General features: G+C 58.2%; 14 protein-coding genes. 3 read left to right on the forward strand and 11 right to left on the reverse strand.

Going from position 1 to position 17,109, the window contains the following annotated elements; translation table 11 throughout:
- Positions 1-81: 81 nt before the first annotated feature.
- Positions 82-918 (reverse strand): protein bax, encoded by an 837-nt coding sequence (locus F3J26_RS16385; protein ID WP_008457665.1) that lies wholly within the window; start codon positions 916-918, stop codon positions 82-84.
- A gap of 347 nt (positions 919-1,265) precedes the next feature.
- Between F3J26_RS16385 and F3J26_RS16390 the strand changes: the two genes are divergently transcribed.
- From F3J26_RS16390 to avtA, 3 genes are all read left to right on the forward strand, one after another.
- Positions 1,266-2,021 carry a hypothetical protein gene (locus tag F3J26_RS16390; protein ID WP_166994893.1) on the forward strand — a complete coding sequence of 252 codons (756 nt, stop codon included), beginning with the start codon at positions 1,266-1,268 and terminating at the stop codon, positions 2,019-2,021.
- A gap of 118 nt (positions 2,022-2,139) precedes the next feature.
- A complete protein-coding gene (locus F3J26_RS16395) occupies positions 2,140-4,170 on the forward strand; it encodes an alpha-amylase (protein ID WP_166994894.1) in 2,031 nt (676 codons plus the stop codon).
- 243 nt (positions 4,171-4,413) lie between these two features.
- Entirely contained in the window at positions 4,414-5,667 is a 1,254-nt protein-coding gene (avtA, locus tag F3J26_RS16400; RefSeq protein WP_166878906.1) for a valine--pyruvate transaminase, read from the forward strand.
- Positions 5,668-5,706: 39 nt separating this feature from the next.
- On the opposite strand, the gene F3J26_RS16405 is transcribed toward avtA, so the two are convergent.
- The 10 genes from F3J26_RS16405 to F3J26_RS16450 form a co-directional block, all read right to left on the reverse strand.
- Positions 5,707-6,729: a HoxN/HupN/NixA family nickel/cobalt transporter gene (locus tag F3J26_RS16405; RefSeq protein WP_008457672.1), complete on the reverse strand. Its 1,023-nt coding sequence runs from the start codon at positions 6,727-6,729 to the stop codon at positions 5,707-5,709.
- Positions 6,707-8,965, reverse strand: a complete 2,259-nt coding sequence (gene hypF / locus F3J26_RS16410; protein WP_166994896.1) for a carbamoyltransferase HypF — start codon at positions 8,963-8,965, stop codon at positions 6,707-6,709. Before hypF ends, F3J26_RS16405 begins: the two co-directional genes overlap by 23 nt.
- An 80-nt stretch (positions 8,966-9,045) precedes the next feature.
- On the reverse strand, positions 9,046-11,196 hold the full coding sequence (fdhF, locus tag F3J26_RS16415) for a formate dehydrogenase subunit alpha (protein WP_166994898.1): 2,151 nt from the start codon (positions 11,194-11,196) through the stop codon (positions 9,046-9,048).
- A 37-nt stretch (positions 11,197-11,233) separates the two neighbouring features.
- On the reverse strand, positions 11,234-11,779 hold the full coding sequence (gene hydN, locus F3J26_RS16420) for an electron transport protein HydN (protein ID WP_008457677.1): 546 nt from the start codon (positions 11,777-11,779) through the stop codon (positions 11,234-11,236).
- A 325-nt stretch (positions 11,780-12,104) separates the two neighbouring features.
- The gene (gene hycI, locus F3J26_RS16425; RefSeq protein WP_166878912.1) at positions 12,105-12,587 is read right to left on the reverse strand and encodes a hydrogenase maturation peptidase HycI; all 483 of its coding nucleotides are present in this window, start codon (positions 12,585-12,587) and stop codon (positions 12,105-12,107) included.
- A complete protein-coding gene (locus F3J26_RS16430) occupies positions 12,580-12,990 on the reverse strand; it encodes a formate hydrogenlyase maturation HycH family protein (protein ID WP_008457679.1) in 411 nt (136 codons plus the stop codon). The genes hycI and F3J26_RS16430 overlap by 8 nt, the downstream gene beginning before the upstream one ends.
- A complete protein-coding gene (locus tag F3J26_RS16435) occupies positions 12,990-13,754 on the reverse strand; it encodes an NADH-quinone oxidoreductase subunit B family protein (protein ID WP_008457680.1) in 765 nt (254 codons plus the stop codon). Before F3J26_RS16435 ends, F3J26_RS16430 begins: the two co-directional genes overlap by 1 nt.
- Positions 13,754-14,296: a formate hydrogenlyase complex iron-sulfur subunit gene (locus F3J26_RS16440; protein ID WP_038477388.1), complete on the reverse strand. Its 543-nt coding sequence runs from the start codon at positions 14,294-14,296 to the stop codon at positions 13,754-13,756. Before F3J26_RS16440 ends, F3J26_RS16435 begins: the two co-directional genes overlap by 1 nt.
- Before the next feature lie 154 nt (positions 14,297-14,450).
- A complete protein-coding gene (locus F3J26_RS16445) occupies positions 14,451-16,160 on the reverse strand; it encodes an NADH-quinone oxidoreductase subunit D-related protein (protein ID WP_166994900.1) in 1,710 nt (569 codons plus the stop codon).
- Positions 16,161-16,177: 17 nt separating this feature from the next.
- Entirely contained in the window at positions 16,178-17,104 is a 927-nt protein-coding gene (locus F3J26_RS16450; RefSeq protein WP_166994902.1) for an NADH-quinone oxidoreductase subunit H, read from the reverse strand.
- Between the last annotated feature and the right edge of the window lie 5 nt (positions 17,105-17,109).

Genomic DNA, 17,109 nt, shown 5'->3' on the forward strand with positions numbered 1-17,109 from the left:
GCCTGCGGCTTGAAGTATGACGAGTATAAATAACAATGCCCTCCGAAGAGGGCATTGTTTATTTCATTCAGGCAATGAAAATTAATTCGGCAGCATTAAACGCTGGTTGCTCTGATACATCGCGAACAGGAAGTTATTATAGCTTGAGCCTTTCGCCGAATACCCTTTCAGCTTGTGAATCATATTATTAGCCGTCACTTCCTGATCCGCTTTGCGCAGCTTGGCACGCTCTTTACGGAACGAAGAATAGGCCGGATGGGTATTCAGGTTAGCGACGTAAGCATTCACGCCTTCATTCACAGAGCCGTAATGCAGGTAACCTTTCACTTTACCGGGCTCGCTGTTGCAATGGCGCTTGGTGCACTTCATGCCAAACAGATTGTTGTTGCTGCGGGCAAGTTTAGATGTGCCCCAGCCGCTTTCCGCCGCTGCCATTGTCGCCACCATATTGGTAGGAATGATATCGACTTTTTCCAGCAGGCTGTTCCACGGCACACGGTTGGTATTGCCGCGCCACGCCACCTTGTAACGCTGGGTAATTTCTTTCAGACGTGCACGCTCAGTCGGCGACCAGCGCTTTTCGTACTGCTTTGAAATCAACCAGTTACGGTCGGCAGTTATCGCTGCATTTTGGCGGGTAATATATGGCATGACCGTCCGGAGAAACGCTTTTTTCCTTGGTGTCCCGGAAGGGTATTTTCGCAAATCAGGAAGCGAACCATTTTCACTATTGCGAGAATACTCTTTTTTACTACTTGCCAGTTTACTGCTTACCGCTTTCTTGCTGCTTACTTTCGTTATATGGGCCTTGCTGTGCGATTTAGGCTCATGTTTACTGGCGAGCGCGTGACTTGAAAAGCCCACGGTCAGCAACATGAGTATCGCGGCCCCGAATCGTCGAAATGGGGGTGATATCATTAGCTCTCCTGGTCGGATCGATCGTTTCCAGTGCCTTATTTTTTAAAAGGTTTTAGAAAAACAGAGGCGAATTATATCAAAATTAACCGCTCAGAGCACCTTTAGAAATAGTACTATTCCGAAACAATGTCACCTATGAACTTCTTATGGTGATAAAAAGTATTGTAAAATTCGGGGCTTAATCACACTTCGCGGCACAGTAAAAAAATGCACTGCGGAGGATGATTCCCGCATTTAGAGAGTGAGATTATTGGTTATATTTTTAAGGTGGCGGCGGCAATAGCCTGACGGCGGAACGACCGGGGTTAAGGCGCTCAAATAACATTTGATACAGGAAAACTGGCAACATGAGCCTGGTGCAGAACCTGATAAAAAAAGCCTTTGCAACGGCGAACGCTAACGAAGCCGCAAGCTTCCTTGCCAGCGCGTGCAACCGTATGAAAGCGCATAATAAAGAGCAAATTCAGGCCGAGGTTAGCGCAGCATTAGTCAACGTTAATCTTGTTCGCATCAGTGAAAAACCGCCGCAAACCAAAACGGTTTACCAGGACTCGCCGGAAACCCTCCGTCGCCTGAGAGAAGCTGAGTCACTCTCCACCAGCCTGCTTGCCCAGCTGCGAGAAGCCCAGCAGCGCTCCGCTCAGGGTAACACCGTAGAAACAATCGCCCGCCTGCAACGATATGAAAAACAGGTCACAGAGCTCCAGAAAGCGCTGAATATCAGTCAGGAAATGCACCTGAAAGAATCTGCCCTGGTGCGCAGCGTGATGCAGCGGGAAATCGACGAGCTGAAAAGCCTGCTGAACCGCCAGAAAGAGTCCGGCTCCGGGCTGCTGGAGACACATCAGCGGGAAAAAGCCGAGCTTCATCAGCGCCTGGAAGCCGCCGACGAACTGATTAAAACCCAGCAGGAAGCGCGCTACAAAGCGGAAGCGGAAGTGGCGATCCTGCAGGAAAAACTCGAGAATCTGCGCGCCGATAACCATTACAGCTTTGAGCAGTGTGAAACCCTGAACGCCAGACTCACCAAAACAATCGATGAGCTGCTCGCCACCCGCAACACGCTGAGCGCCCACTTCGGCCACTGGTTAACGAACAAATAAAAACGTTAACGCCGTCACTCACCCCGGCGGCTACACCCTGTAAAACACACGGGCAGGATGAGCGCATGTTTCCAGGGGCATGGCAAACTGCGCAATAAATCCTCACTGGATGATGCGTATGACACGACTCTCTCTCTGCCTGTTGTTCACGCCCTGCCTTGCATTCGCGGGCTGGAACGCGCCTGGGCTTTCTGCTTTTCAGGCCACACATCCGGGCTTGTTTACCAGCGCAACAGACCTCGATAAAAGTACCCTTCCCCTCAGGCTGACGCAGGATAATCAATGCTGGCAGCCCTCAGAGGCCATCAAACTTAATCAGGTTCTGTCCCTGACGCCCTGCGCCGGGGATGCCCCGACGTGGCGGGTTTTCCGCGCCGGAGAGTACCAGGCGCAAATAGATACCCGCAGCGGGACGCCAACGCTGATGCTTACCCTTCAGCCGGAGGCCAGCAGTCAGCCCCTGCAAGTGATGGCGCAGTGCCCGAAATGGGATGGAAAGCCGCTCAACGTCGATGTCAGCAGCACTTTTGCTGAAGGATCGGTTGTGCGGGATTTCTACAGCGGGAATACGGCCCAGGTTGAGCAAGGCCACATCACGCTGATGCCCGCGGCCGGAAGCGGCGCTTTATTGCTGCTGGAATCTGCCACTGTGGCGAAGCCTGCCCCGTTTAGCTGGCAGAATGCGACGGTCTATTTCGTTCTCACCGACCGTTTTGAAAACGGCAACCCGGCGAACGACCACAGCTATGGCCGCCATAAAGACGGCATGCAGGAAATAGGCACCTTCCACGGCGGCGACCTTGCCGGGCTGACCAGCAAACTGGATTACCTGCAGCAGCTTGGCGTTAACGCGCTCTGGATAAGCTCCCCGCTGGAGCAAATTCACGGCTGGGTGGGCGGCGGCACCAAAGGTGATTTCCCGCATTACGCCTACCACGGCTATTACACCCAGGACTGGACGAAGCTTGATGCCAACATGGGCAACGAAGCCGATCTCCGCCGACTGGTGGATGAAGCCCATCAGCGCGGGATCCGCATTCTGTTTGACGTCGTGATGAATCACACCGGATACGCGACGCTCGCCGACATGCAGGCATACCAGTTTGGCGCCCTCTATCTCAAAGGTGATGAACTTAAAAAAACCCTCGGCGAGCGCTGGACTGACTGGAAGCCAGCCCCGGGCCAAAGCTGGCACAGCTTTAACGATTACATCAACTTCAGCGACAAGGCCGCGTGGGATAAGTGGTGGGGCAAAGCCTGGATCAGAACGGATATTGGCGATTACGACAATCCCGGCTTTGACGATTTAACCATGTCGCTCGCCTTCCTGCCCGATTTGAAAACCGAAGCGACCGCGCCAGCAGAATTACCGGCGTTTTACAGCCGCAAGCCGGATACCGCTGCAAAGGCGATTCCGGGCTACACGGTTCGCGATTACCTGACCCACTGGCTAAGTCAGTGGGTGCGTGACTACGGCATTGATGGCTTCAGGGTCGATACGGCAAAACACGTCGAAAAAGCGGCCTGGCAGCAATTAAAAACGCAGTCCAGCGCGGCATTGGCTGAATGGAAACAAGTCAACCCGGACAAAAAAATTGACGATGCACCGTTCTGGATGACGGGCGAAGCCTGGGGGCACGGCGTGATGAAAAGCGACTACTACGCCAGCGGCTTCGACGCGATGATCAACTTCGACTATCAGGAACAGGCGGCCAAAGCCGTAGATTGCCTGGCCACGATTGGCCCGACCTGGCAGCAAATGTCTGACAAACTTCAGCAATTCAACGTGCTGAGCTACCTCTCCTCCCACGACACCCGCCTGTTCCGGGAAGGTGGACAAAAAGCGGCGGAGCTGTTGCTGCTCACGCCAGGCGCGGTGCAGATTTTCTACGGGGATGAAACCCAAAGGCCGTTTGGCCCGACGGGCTCTGACCCGCTACAGGGCACCCGCTCAGACATGAACTGGCAGGATGCCACCGGCCCGCAGGCCACAACGCTTGCCCACTGGCAGAAGCTGAGCCAGTTCCGCGCCCGCCACCAGGCCATCGGCGCAGGAAAACAAACCACGTTGAGCGTAAAACAGGGCTATGCCTTTAGCCGGGTCAGCGGGGATGACAAGGTGATCGTGGTGTGGGCGGGCAATCCATAGGCGTTAAAGCCCCTCAGCAAGGGAGAAAATAAGCGGTTTATTCCCTCTCCGTGAGGGAGAGGGTTAGGGTGAGGGTAATAACGCCACATCCCTGAAAAGAGCGCCCGGCTTCAACATATCCTGCTGCACAGCACAAATCACACAGCATATTCGCCAACAGTGGCTATGCTTACCGGGTTTGCACGGCGTTATTTGTAGCGCTATGGTTAGCCTCTTTTCAAAAGTATTCAGCAGACCCACGTTATGACGTTTTCACTTTTCGGCGATAAATTCACCCGCCATGCAGGCATCACCCGCCTGATGGAGGATCTCAACGACGGCCTGCGCACACCAGGCGCCATCATGCTTGGCGGTGGCAACCCTGCGCAGATCCCGGCGATGAACGACTACTTCCAGCAGCTGCTTTCCGAGATGCTGGCCAGCGGTAAACTGACCGACACGCTATGCAACTACGACGGTCCGCAGGGGAAAAGTGAACTGCTAAAATTGCTTGCCGGTATGCTGCGCGATGAACTGGGTTGGGACATCGAACCACAGAATATTGCACTAACAAACGGCAGTCAGAGTGCATTTTTCTACTTGTTTAACCTTTTCGCCGGACGTCATGCGGATGGTCGCACCAAAAAGGTGCTCTTCCCGCTGGCGCCGGAGTACATTGGCTACGCGGATGCCGGACTGGAAGAAGAGCTGTTTGTCTCCACCCGTCCGAACATCGAACTGTTGCCGGAAGGCCAGTTTAAGTACCACGTTGACTTCGAACACCTGCATATCGGCGAAGATACCGGCATGATCTGCGTATCTCGTCCGACGAACCCGACCGGCAACGTAATCACCGACGAAGAACTGATGAAGCTGGACGCGCTGGCGAACCAGCACGGCATTCCGCTGGTGATCGATAACGCCTACGGCGTGCCTTTCCCCGGCATCATCTTTAGCGAAGCCCGCCCGCTGTGGAACCCGAACATCATCCTGTGCATGAGTCTGTCCAAGCTCGGCCTGCCGGGCAGCCGCTGTGGGATCATTATCGCTAACGAGAAAATCATCTCCGCCATCAGTAACATGAACGGCATTATCAGCCTGGCGCCGGGCGGCATTGGCCCAGCCATGGCCTGCGAAATGATTAAGCGGAACGATCTGCTGCGCCTGTCTGAAACGGTTATCAAGCCGTTTTACTACCAGCGCGTGCAGGAGACTATCGCCGTACTCCGCCGCTATCTGTCGCCGGAACGCTGCCTGATCCACAAGCCGGAAGGCGCTATCTTCCTGTGGTTGTGGTTTAAAGACCTGCCGATCACCACCGAGCTGCTGTACCAGCGCCTGAAAAAGCGCGGCGTGCTGATGGTGCCGGGCGATTACTTCTTCCCGGGGCTGGACAAGCCGTGGCCGCACACGCACCAGTGCATGCGCATGAACTATGTCCCGGAGCCGGAAAAGATCGAGGCAGGGGTGAAAATCCTGGCTGAAGAGATTGAGCGAGCCTGGGCGGAAGCCGAATAACGAGTAACAATGTAAAACGGGGCTTAATGCCCCGTTTTCTTATCTCACCACTAAAGCGTCATAGCCTTTCCAGCGGTAGTTCAGCATCGAAATCCCCCAGCAGGCGATAAACAGCCCGACCACAACAAATCCGGCGTTGCCGAGGTTGTCGTTGAGCGCGCCAACCCACTGCCAGATCCCGTCCTCTAACTGGAATTTATCAGCCAGCAGGCCCAGCGCTTCAAGCCCACCGATAAACAACGCCACCACCACAGAAGTGCCGGTAATCGTCATGTTGTAGTAGAGCTTGCGCTGCGGTTTGTTAAACGCCCAGCCGTAGGCACCCACCATAATCACGTTGTCGAGGGTATCCACCAGCGCCATGCCGCTGGCAAACAGCGCCGGGAATACCAGAATCGACCAGATGGACATGCCGCTGGAGGCGCTGGCGGCAGAAATGCCCAACACACCAATTTCGGTGGCGGTGTCAAAGCCGAGGCCGAACAGGAAGCCGACCAGGTACATGTGCCAGCTTTTGCCGATCAGGCGAAAAACAGAGTTAAACAGCCAGCTCATCATGCCGCCGCCGGTCATTTCCGTCGCATCTGCAGCCAGCGGTTCACCGCGTTTAAGCTGGCGGAAGTTGCGCCACACGCCACGCAGGATGACCAAGTTAACCAGCGCCATCGCCAGCAGGAAGCAGGCCGACACGGCGGTGCCGATCACGCCGCCAACGTCATGGAACCAGTCCATTTTTTGCTGGAAAGCCGCAGCAGTAGCTGCAATGGCGACAGAAGCCAGAATCACAATGCTGGAGTGACCCAACGAGAACCAGGCTCCCACGCCAAACGGGCGTTTGCCCTGCTGCATCATTTTGCGGGTGACGTTATCAATCGCGGCGATATGGTCGGCGTCTACCGCGTGGCGCAGGCCGTAGCACCAGGCCAACAGGCTGGCCGCCATCAGCGCCGAGCTGTGGTTAAACGCCGCCAGCGCCCAGGCCCAGGCGGCAAAGTTAGCAGCCACTAAAACCGCCAGCAGCAGGCCGGCGCGCGGGTTGTCACGAAGAACACGCATTAACATCTTTTTTATCCTTGTGGTGATTCAAATAGCGGGCAGCGGCAACCACTGCCTGCCCCAGGGAAAGCGCCCCGTCACCGGCGGGAAGCCGCGTCGGGAAGAGAGGGGTGAAATCGGAGAGATAGAACGCCAGGCGCTCGCGCAGCAGCCGGTTGTGCAGCACGCCACCGCAGCAGGCCACGGTGGTCACGCCTGTGAGCAGGGCATGATGGCGAACCAGCGCCGACAGGCCTTTCGCCAGGGCATCGTGAAACGCCCAGGCCCGCGCTCCGGCCTCGCCCTGCCAGCCAAACCATTGCCGCCAGAAGGCCGCCAGATCGAGATGACCGTTCACCAACGGCAGCGTGACAGGGTGCGAGCAGGGGCCAGCGTCCAGCGCCAGGGCTTCAAGGTGACAGGCGGCTTCGCCTTCATAACTTTGTTGGTAAGGCGCACAGTTGAGCGCGGTGGCAACGGCATCAAACAGCCGCCCGCAGGATGAGGCTAGTGGGGAATTAACTCCGCGAGCCACCGCTTTTGCCAGAGGTCGCCACGCCTGCGCCCGCACAGCTTCTGTTTCGGGATAACGCTGCCAGCCGGGCACAAACGCCTCGCACTGGGCGAGCAGGTTACGCCACGGCTGCACGGCGGCCAGATCTCCCCCCGGCAACGCCACGGCCGGCAATCCGCCGAGAGAGACACAGCGCCGGTAATTCACCAGCAGGCATTCGCCGCCCCAAAGCTGGCCAGCTTCGCCATAGCCAATGCCGTCCAGCACAAGGGCAATGACGCTGCCGCCGTTCAGCGGCCAGCCGTGTTCGGCCAGGCAGGCCGCCGTGTGGGCGTGGTGATGCAGTACTTCAGTAACAGGAAGCGCCATGTCATGTCCCACCTGCGCGCTGCGGTAGTAAGGATGCGCGTCGAGCGCGACATGCTCTGCCTTAAAGCCGTAGATCTCGCTCATCAGCGCCAGCGAGCTTTGCCATTGGGCCTCCACGCCCTCCTGAGCCAAATCGCCAAAATGCTGACTCAGCACCGCCTGCCCGCTGCGAACCAGGCAGAAGGTATTTTTGAGATCGCCCCCCAACGCCAGAATCGGCGGCAGGTCTTTAAAGCCAGCGGGCAAAGGAAGCGCATCCGGCACAAAACCTCGCGCACGGCGCAGCATTTCGCCGCTGGCTCGCATCACCGAGTCGTCCATGCGCTGAAGAATGTCCCGGTTATGCAGCAGAAAACCGTCGGCAATACCGTCCAAATCCTGAAGCGCCTGAGCATTGTCGATGGCTGGCGGTCTGCCGTTGAGGTTCCCGGAGGTCATCACCAGCGGGCCACCAAAGTCCTGAACCAGCAGGTGCTGGAGCGGGTTAGCGGGCAGCATTACGCCGGTTTCGTTTCGCCCCGGCGCCACGGCAGCGCTCAGCTCAGGCAAAACATCACTCGCCACCAGCACCACCGGCGCTGCAGGCGTGGCAAGCCGCGCCATGGCCTCATCAGGCAACCCTTGGGGCGTAGCAATCATCACCGCCAGCGGTTTGGCGGGACGCTGCTTACGCGCCCGGAGGCGTTCAACGGCGGCATTGTTACGGGCATCCACGGCAAGGTGAAAACCGCCCAAACCTTTAACCGCCACGATTTTTCCCTCACGCAGCGCGGCAACGGCCAGGGCGACCGCCTGCTCGCCGTCCAGTCGCTGCGCGCCCTGCTGCCAGTAGATCTGCGGCCCGCAGTCCGGGCAGGCTACCGGCTGAGCGTGAAAACGCCTGTCCATCGGGTTGCGATATTCTTCCTCGCAGGCGGCACAGAGCGGAAACGCCGCCATCACCGTGGACGGGCGGTCATAAGGCATCGCCAGGATGATGGTGAAACGTGGCCCACAGTGGGTGCAGTTGATAAACGGGTAGCGGTAGCGGCGGTCGGTCGGATCGTTAAGCTCGCGCAGGCATTCCGGGCAGGTGGCGGCATCCGGTACGATTTGGGTGTCCATCGCGCCATGGCCGCTGTGGCGAATGCTAAAGTCCTGGGGCAAAACGTCCCAGAAAATTGGCTGCTGCGCCACGCTGTCGATGCGCGCCAGCGGCGGGCAGTATTCGTGCAGTTCGCTCAGAAACGCTTCCGGGTTGGCCACCAGACGAACCACAACGCCTTCGCCATCGTTGCAGACATCGCCCATCAGCTTCAGCCGCTGTGCGATTTGCCAGACAAAGGGGCGGAAGCCAACGCCCTGGACTTTGCCGCGAATGCGGAGTTCGGTGCCCCTCACCCTGGCCCTATCCCCAGAAGGGAGAGGGGACAAATCGAGTTCAGACTCCACGATTCCTTCATCCGGGGTGAGGGTAAAAATCACGCTTCCACCGCCTCGCGCAGCCGCGCCTTCATGCTGTTATAGGTCGTTTGCGCATAGCTCTCCGCCCACGCCTGATCCTCAATCGCGCTAACGTTCACCGCGCAATATTTGGTTTCCGGCGTTTTGGAGATCGGGTCGAGATTGTCCTGAGTCAGCTCGTTACAGGCGCCAATCCACCATTGATAGGTCATATAGACGGAGCCTTTGTTAATGCGCTCGTTCACGTCCGCGCGGCTGATAACCTTGCCGCGACGCGAACTTACCCAGACCAGTTGCCGATCTTTGATACCTAGCGCGTCCGCATCCAGCGGGTTGATTTGCACAAAGCCGGGTTCATCCGCGAGGGTTTGCAGCGCCGCGCAGTTACCGGTCATCGAGCGGCAGGAGTAGTGCCCGACTTCGCGGACGGTGCAAAGCACCAGCGGGTAGGTATCGTCAGGCACTTCGGCGGGCGCACGCCAGGCGGCGGCAAACAGTTGCCCTTTGCCGCTTGGCGTGTCGAATTTGCTGTCTTTGTAGAGATACGGCGTACCGGGGTGGTCCAGCGTCGGGCAAGGCCACTGCACGTGTCCCATATCGCCCATTTTTTCGTAGGTGACGCCGTAAAACAGCGGACACAGCTCACGCAGCTCATCCCAGATTTGCTGGTTGTTTTCATAGTGCATTGGGTAGCCCATCGCCGTCGAAAGCAGGCTGATGATTTCCCAGTCGCGCTTCACGTTGTATTTCGCCTCGATGGCTTTCTCGAAGCGCTGGAAGCCCCGGTCGGCACAGGTAAAGACGCCGCCGTGCTCGCCCCAGGACGTGGCGGGCAGCAGCACATCAGCGACTTCGGCGGTTTTGGTCATGAAGATGTCCTGCACCACCACAAAGTCGAGCGCCTCAAATCCTTTGCGCACCAGGCCCAGGTCCGCTTCGGTCTGGAGCGGATCTTCACCCATGATGTAGTAGGCTTTGACTTTGCCCTCTATCGCCAGGTGCGGCACTTCGGTAATGCGCACGCCAACTTTGTCATCCATCACCGCCGGGTCAATCCCCCAGGCTTTAGCAAACTTCGCGCGCACTTCAGGATCAACCACATCCTGGTAGCCGGGGAACTGGTTAGGCAACACACCCATATCGCAGGCTCCCTGCACGTTGTTCTGCCCGCGTACTGGGCCAACGCCAACGTTTTCACGCCCCAGGTTGCCGGTGAGCAGCGCCAGGCTGGACAGCCCTTTGACCACGTCTACCGCCTGGCCGAACTGGGTTACGCCCATGCCCCACATGATGGTGGCGGATGGCGCTGCGGCGAAGGTACGCATCGCCTGGCGAACCTGCAGAGCCGGTACGCCGGTTAAATGCTCGACGTCCTCCGGCGCGTAGTCCTTCACGGTTTCGCGGTAAGCCTCCAGACCTTCGGCATATTTGGCGACGTACTCTTTGTCGTACAGCTGCTCTTCCAGCAGGACATAGCCAAAGGCGTTCACCAGCGCCATGTTGCAGCCGTTTTTGATTTGCAGATGCTGATCGGCAATGCGGGCGGTTTCGATGCGGCGCGGGTCGCAGACGATAATTTTCGCGCCGTTGCTTTTGGCTTTAATCACCCGACGAGCCACGATAGGGTGCGAATCGGCGCAGTTGTAGCCCACCACCAGCAGGCATTTGGAGTTTTCGATATCGCCGATGGAGTTGCTCATCGCCCCGTTCCCCAGCGTTGCCTGCAGCCCGGCCACGCTTGGGCCGTGGCACACGCGGGCGCAGCAGTCGACGTTGTTGGTGTTCAGCACCGCGCGGGCGAATTTCTGCATCACAAAGTTGGTTTCGTTCCCCGTTCCGCGCGAAGAACCGGTGGTCATAATGGCGCGAGGGCCGAACTGCTCTTTGATCGCCTTCAGACGCGCAGCGGTATAGCTAATCGCTTCTTCCCAGCTTACCGGCTGCAGTTTGCCGCCCTTCTCGTAGCGGATCATCGGCTGCGTCAGGCGTGGCGTCAGCAGTTTGGTGTCGTTAAGAAAATCCCAGCCGTAGTAGCCTTTCAGGCAGAGTTCGTTTTGGTTAGTCACGCCCCCGGCCGCTTCGGCGCGAATAATTTTGTTGTTCTCAACGACCAGTTTCAGTTTGCAGCCGGCCCCGCAGTAAGGGCAGACGCTGGTAATTTTTTTCATCAGTAACAGACCTGTTAAAAGTTGAAATGCAAAGGGATTAGAACGTCAGCGCCGCAGGGGCATCTAACGCGGCACGGCGACGTTTTTCCGCGCTCATTTGTTCCAGCCGGTTACGGTCCACGCACAGGATGGCGTTGGTCGGGCAGGCTTCCAGGCAGGCCGGGCCAGCCTCGCGGTGATAGCAAAGGTCACATTTGTTGGCCTCAGCTTTTTCCGCCATCACGTTTAGACCGGCACCGCTGTTGCGGATCACTGGCCGCACGACGACCTCCATCGCGCCATAAGGGCAGGCAACGACGCAGGTTTTGCAGCCGATGCAGCGTTCCTGCATGACGTGGACAAAGCCCTGGTCCCGGCTGATGGCGCCGTTAGGGCAGACGTTGGCACAGGGCGCGTCCTCGCACTGGCGACACATGGTGGCGGTAGACACATTCACGCCTTTGATGACGTGAATACGCGGTAAGAAGGTTTGGGGGGTCAGCGCCGAACAGTCCTGGTTCTCCTGGTGAGAGACCACGCACGCCACCTCACAAGTGCGGCAGCCGATGCATTTGCTCGAATCGGCAATGATGAAGCGGTTCATCATGAACTCCTGCAATAAGTGTGTTATTGCGTGGGGTTATTCATAAAGCGTGCCAGATTTGCAGGCCGCGCGGTTAGCGGGTTTGACGAGAGGTAAGAGGGATATTCGACACTTTTGACGATGTCATTTTGGTAACAGTAGTCATTAATGACCCTCACCCCGGCCCTCTCCCTGAAAGGGAGAGGGGGAAAAGAATCGCACCCTTTCTCCCATGTAAATAGGGGAAAAGAATCAGGCTCTTTCTCGCATGTAAGCAGGGGAAAAGAAGTACTGCCGTTCTGATCCCCTCTCCCCCATGGGGAGAGGGTTAGGGTGAGGGGAAAGACTAGAAAGGCGTTTCGCTCTCTGAAATAGTGAGGGGCTCATACCCGCCAAAACCCGTCCACGTCGCCAGACGCTGATAAACCTGCTCCACCGCCGCTTTCACCGCCTCCGTCATCGGATAGTAGAAGCCGACGATATCCGGCTGAATGCCGAGGAACACCACTTCCCCCACGTCCTCTTTCAGCTGATCGACCAGATAATTAAGCGGCATATTGTGGGTGGTCATCATAAACATCTCGGCGATGTCGTCCGGGTCAATGACGCGGATCTCGCCGGGGTTGAGCATCATGTCGGTGGCATCCACAATCAGCAGCAATTCCGGATGCAGTTCGCGGATGGCAACCACGTCGTTTTCAGGCGCACTGCCGCCGTCGATAACCACCCAGTCACCCTGCGGAGAAGCCTGACACTTCTCGGCCAGCAGCGGGCCAGCCCCGTCGTCGCCCATCATGCTGTTGCCTACGCAAAGCAGTACCTTAGTCATAGCGTCTCCTTACCATCAGATAGATGGCGGGTTCTTGTTGAATGGCCTGCAGCATGTCGAGCAGCGCCTGGCTCCAGGCCTGCTGTGCCGGGGTCTGCGTCGGCTTAGCGGCATCCAGCGCCCGGGCCAGCATCACCACGTGATTCTGGTCGATAACAATCTCGCCGTAGCGCGGCACGCCGTTCATTTTGCGCCGGGCTTCGCCGTCAGCTTCAAGCGTGGCAATCCACGCCTGATAGGCTTCCAGCGGGCAAACCAGGCTCTCTTTCAGGCAGTCGATTACCCCCAAATGGTGGCCAATCGCCAGGCTGTAGTAGACCACCTGCTGAGCGTCAGCCGGGGTGTTGTCGTTCTCATCGACAAACTTGCGGCTGAGCTGACAGAACACCACCGACTCGCTCATTACACGCGCTCCTGATGAACCAGTTGCTCAAGGTTAGTGACGATTTCCGTCAGGCGTGGGTCGTTTTCCGCGCTCAGCCACTGCTGAACGGCATCGCCCCCGGTTGTCAGGTTAGTCATGTAGCTGTCGGCAATCTGGCGGCCATAGCGGTAACCGGCCAGGCGACGGGCGGCGCGGTCAATCCGCACGCGCAGCGGCTGAACCATATCCGGGTGGAGGATTTTTGCCGGCTCAACGTCCAGCTCGCTTGCCGGGCGCGCATGGATTTTTTGTTCCAGCAGGCCAAGCGCCATCGCAAACCCGTACAGCGTAGCGGCGGGCGTTGGCGGGCAGCCGGGAATGTACACATCGACCGGCACGATTTTGTCGGTCCCGCCCCAGACGCAGTAAAGGTCGTGGAAGATCCCGCCGCTGTTGCCGCAGGCGCCGTAGGAGATGCAAATTTTAGGATCGGGCGCCGACTCCCAGGCACGCAGCGCCGGGGAACGCATCGCGCGGGTTACCGCCCCGGTAAACAGCAGAATATCGGCATGGCGCGGGGAAGGAACCACTTTGATCCCAAAGCGTTCTGCATCGAAAAGTGGCGAAAGCGTAGCAAAAATCTCGATTTCGCAACCGTTACAGCCGCCACAGTCCACACGGTAAACGTAGGCTGAGCGTTTGATGTTTTTCAGCAGCGACGCCTTCATGCTGGCGATAGATTCGTCCACCGTCATCGGCACCGGAATGCCGTTGTGGTCGCGCGGCCCCAGTAGGTTACTCATTAGCTGGCCTCTCTCATCTGACGGCTAAAGTCGATCCGGTCGGACGACACCAGGCTTTGCTGGCGCTTGCAGTCCGGGCAGGTTTCAAATGCCCCACGGCGGCTTTCCGCACGGGAATCGCCGTTGTGCTCAAGCAGCGCAATGGCGTAGTCGATCTCTTTTTGCACGGCAAACGGGCGGCCACATTCGCGACAGTTACACAGCGGGAAGCTGGCCTGCTGCAGGAAGTCGGCTTTGTTCCACACCGCCAGCTCGTACTGCTGTGAGAGTTTGATGGCGGCCGTCGGGCAAACCTCTTCACAGCGCCCGCAGAAGATGCAGCGCCCGAGGTTAAAGCTCCACTGCAGTTGCCCGGCGGCAAGATCGGTCTCAACGCTCAGGGCGTTGGACGGGCAGGCGTTCACGCAGGCCGCACAGCCGATACATTGCTGCGGATTGTGCTCCGGTTTGCCGCGAAAATTCGGATCGACGGCAATGGGCTGGAGCGGGTAAGACTCGGTTGCCACGCCGCCCTTGATGGCTTTTTTGATGAAGTTAAACATGCGTTTTCCTTGTTTGCCTGGCCTGAATGATTGACCCTCACCCCGGCCCTCTCCCTGAAAGGGAGAGGGGGAAATCTGGCTCGATGCAGTTCCCTCTCCTCTTTGGGGAGAGGGTTAGGGTGAGGGGGTTTCCCTCAAAAGCCAGGCATCAAAATCATTTCAGCGGCGAATTAGTGCGCTCAATGCTGTAGCGCTCCAGCTCTTTGTACGGCACCACCTGGGTTTTCTTCTTGCGCACGTCCACCACCGTCATGCGGTCGGTGCAGGAGTAGCAAGGATCAAGGCTGCCGATAATCAGTGGGGCGTCGGACACCGTGTTGCCGCGCAGCATGTAGCGCAGGGTTGGCCAATTGGCGTACGTCGCCGCACGGCAGCGCCAGCGGTACAGCTTCTGGTTGTCGCCGGTCATGCTCCAGTGAATGTCGTCCCCGCGCGGCGCCTCTGAGAAGCCCAGGGCAAAGCGGTTTGGAATGTAGGTAAAGCCTTCCACGGCGAGCGGGCCGCCCGGCAGGTTATCCAGACCGAAATCAATCATGTTCAGCGCGGTAAAGACTTCGTTGATCCGCACTTTCAGGCGGGAAAGCACGTCGCAGCCGTCGAGGCTGTGTACTTCCATCGGCAGCAGGCCGTAACCGACAAATGGGTGATCGGCGCGGGTATCACGGGCGTGGCCGCTGGCACGCACCATTGGGCCGACATTGCTGAAATCACGGGCGATTTGTGGGTCAAGGCGGCCAATGCCGACGGTGCGCTGCTCAATGTTCGGCGTGCTCAGCAGGATATCCACCAGATCTTGCACTTCCCGGCGCATCTGCTGGGCGAGCTGGCGGGTCTGGATCATGTCGTCTTTCAGCAGGTCGCGGCGGATGCCGCCGATCAGGTTCAGGCCGTAGGTTTTCCGTGCCCCGGTCAGGATCTCCGCCATCTTCATCGACATTTCACGCACGCGGAAGAACTGCATAAAACCGGAGTCGAAGCCGACAAAGTGGCAGGCCAGGCCGAGGTTCAGCAGGTGGCTGTGCAAACGCTCAACCTCCAGCAGAATGGCGCGAATCATCTGCGCGCGCTCCGGCACCACAATCCCCATCGCGTTTTCCACCGAGGTGGTATAGGCGGTGCTGTGGGCGAAGCCGCAGATGCCGCACACGCGATCGGACAGGAAGGTAACTTCGTTATAGCCCATGCGGGTTTCCGCCAGCTTTTCCATGCCGCGATGGACGTAGAACAGCCGGTAGTCGGCGTCGATAATGTTTTCGCCATCAACGAACAGGCGGAAATGGCCGGGTTCATCAGAAGTGACGTGCAGCGGGCCAATCGGCACCACGTTGTTCTTTTTCGTGCCCAGCTCGTTAATGAACTCGTAGGTCTCTTTGTCGGTGGTCGGCGCCGGGCGCTGACGGTAATCCATGCTGTCTTTACGCAGCGGATAAAGATCGTCAGGCCAGTCGTCCGGCAGCACCAGGCGGCGCTCATCGGGCAGGCCAACCGGCTGCAGGCCGTACATATCGCGGACTTCGCGCTCGCCCCAAACGGCGGCAGGAACGCGAGGCGTGACGGACGGGAACTCTGGTTTGTCGGCATCCACTTCCACACGCACGGTGATCCAGCACTTCACGCCGCTTTCCATCGACAGCACGTAATACACCGCATAGCTGCCGCACAGCTGGCGCTCATCGTTGCCAAACAGCACCGAAAGCCAGCCGCCCTGCTGGTAGTAAAGCCACTCCACCACCTCCGGCAGCATGTTGAGCTTCACGGTGACGGTGATTTGGTCTTTGGTCTGCCAGGCTTCGTCGATCACTGCATTCGGGAATTGCTGATGCAGCGCGGCGAGATAGTGTTGACCAATTTTTTCTTCAGACATCGATAGGTTCTCTTAAATCACGCCGCCAGCAAGGAGACGAAGGCTAAAAAGGCAAAACCAAAACCGGCCCAGGTAATGCGTGAGGTTTCAAGCATCCGCAGGCGCGCCATGCTGTTTTCGAACAGCGCGATAATCAGCACGCCCGCCACCAGCTTCACAACGGCCAGCACCAGGGCAAGGACAAGCCCGCCCCAGCTATAGGCGCTCATTTGCCCCCAGGGCAGGAACACGCCGACAAACATTTGCAGCACAACCAGTTGCTTCAGCGAAATGCCCCACTTCAGCACCGCAAAGCCCGCGCCGCTGTATTCGGACAACGGCCCTTCCTGCAGCTCCTGCTCGGCTTCGGCGAGGTCAAACGGCAGCTTGCCCATTTCAATAAAGGTGGCGAAGGCGCAGGCTGCGAAGGCCAGAACCAGCGTCAGGCTTTGCGCCGTCGGCCAGGCGTGAATAGTCCCGGCGATATTGCTGATGTGCGTGCTGCCGGCAACCTGCGCGGCAACCCACAAACCAAGCAATAGAATCGGCTCGACCAGCACACCAAGCATGGCTTCACGGCTGGCACCAATCCCGGTGAACGGGCTGCCGGTGTCCAGCCCGGCGATGGCGAAGAAGAAGCGGGCGATGGCGAACAGGTAAATTAAGGTTATCAGGTCGCCTAATGACGGCAGCGGCGAGGCAATTGTCACCACCGGCAGCGCGGTGGCGATGGTGAGCATCACGCCCACCATCACGAACGGCATCAGGCGGAAAACCCAGCCAGAGGCGGCGGGGGCCACGCTCTGGCGGCCCAGCAGCTTGAACAGATCCCGGTATTCCTGCAGCACTCCGGGGCCACGGCGATTATGCAGGCGGGCGCGCGTCACGCGGGTAATCCCTGCCAGCAGAGGCGCGGCAAAAAACAGCGCCAGCGCCTGGATAAGAGCGAATAAAAACGTATTCATATCAG

This window comes from Enterobacter sp. Ap-867 (genome assembly GCF_011752855.1).
Taxonomy (GTDB): Bacteria; Pseudomonadota; Gammaproteobacteria; order Enterobacterales; family Enterobacteriaceae; genus Cedecea.

Excerpts from the sequence above, each read along its gene's own strand:
- F3J26_RS16385 (WP_008457665.1), bottom strand. The coding sequence starts at position 918 with ATGATATCACCCCCATTTCGACGATTCGGGGCCGCGATACTCATGTTG.
- F3J26_RS16390 (WP_166994893.1), top strand. The coding sequence starts at position 1,266 with ATGAGCCTGGTGCAGAACCTGATAAAAAAAGCCTTTGCAACGGCGAAC.
- F3J26_RS16395 (WP_166994894.1), top strand. The coding sequence starts at position 2,140 with ATGACACGACTCTCTCTCTGCCTGTTGTTCACGCCCTGCCTTGCATTC.
- avtA (WP_166878906.1), top strand. The coding sequence starts at position 4,414 with ATGACGTTTTCACTTTTCGGCGATAAATTCACCCGCCATGCAGGCATC.
- F3J26_RS16405 (WP_008457672.1), bottom strand. The coding sequence starts at position 6,729 with ATGTTAATGCGTGTTCTTCGTGACAACCCGCGCGCCGGCCTGCTGCTG.
- fdhF (WP_166994898.1), bottom strand. The coding sequence starts at position 11,196 with ATGAAAAAAATTACCAGCGTCTGCCCTTACTGCGGGGCCGGCTGCAAA.
- hydN (WP_008457677.1), bottom strand. The coding sequence starts at position 11,779 with ATGAACCGCTTCATCATTGCCGATTCGAGCAAATGCATCGGCTGCCGC.
- hycI (WP_166878912.1), bottom strand. The coding sequence starts at position 12,587 with ATGACTAAGGTACTGCTTTGCGTAGGCAACAGCATGATGGGCGACGAC.
- F3J26_RS16430 (WP_008457679.1), bottom strand. The coding sequence starts at position 12,990 with ATGAGCGAGTCGGTGGTGTTCTGTCAGCTCAGCCGCAAGTTTGTCGAT.
- F3J26_RS16435 (WP_008457680.1), bottom strand. The coding sequence starts at position 13,754 with ATGAGTAACCTACTGGGGCCGCGCGACCACAACGGCATTCCGGTGCCG.
- F3J26_RS16440 (WP_038477388.1), bottom strand. The coding sequence starts at position 14,296 with ATGTTTAACTTCATCAAAAAAGCCATCAAGGGCGGCGTGGCAACCGAG.
- F3J26_RS16445 (WP_166994900.1), bottom strand. The coding sequence starts at position 16,160 with ATGTCTGAAGAAAAAATTGGTCAACACTATCTCGCCGCGCTGCATCAG.
- F3J26_RS16450 (WP_166994902.1), bottom strand. The coding sequence starts at position 17,104 with ATGAATACGTTTTTATTCGCTCTTATCCAGGCGCTGGCGCTGTTTTTT.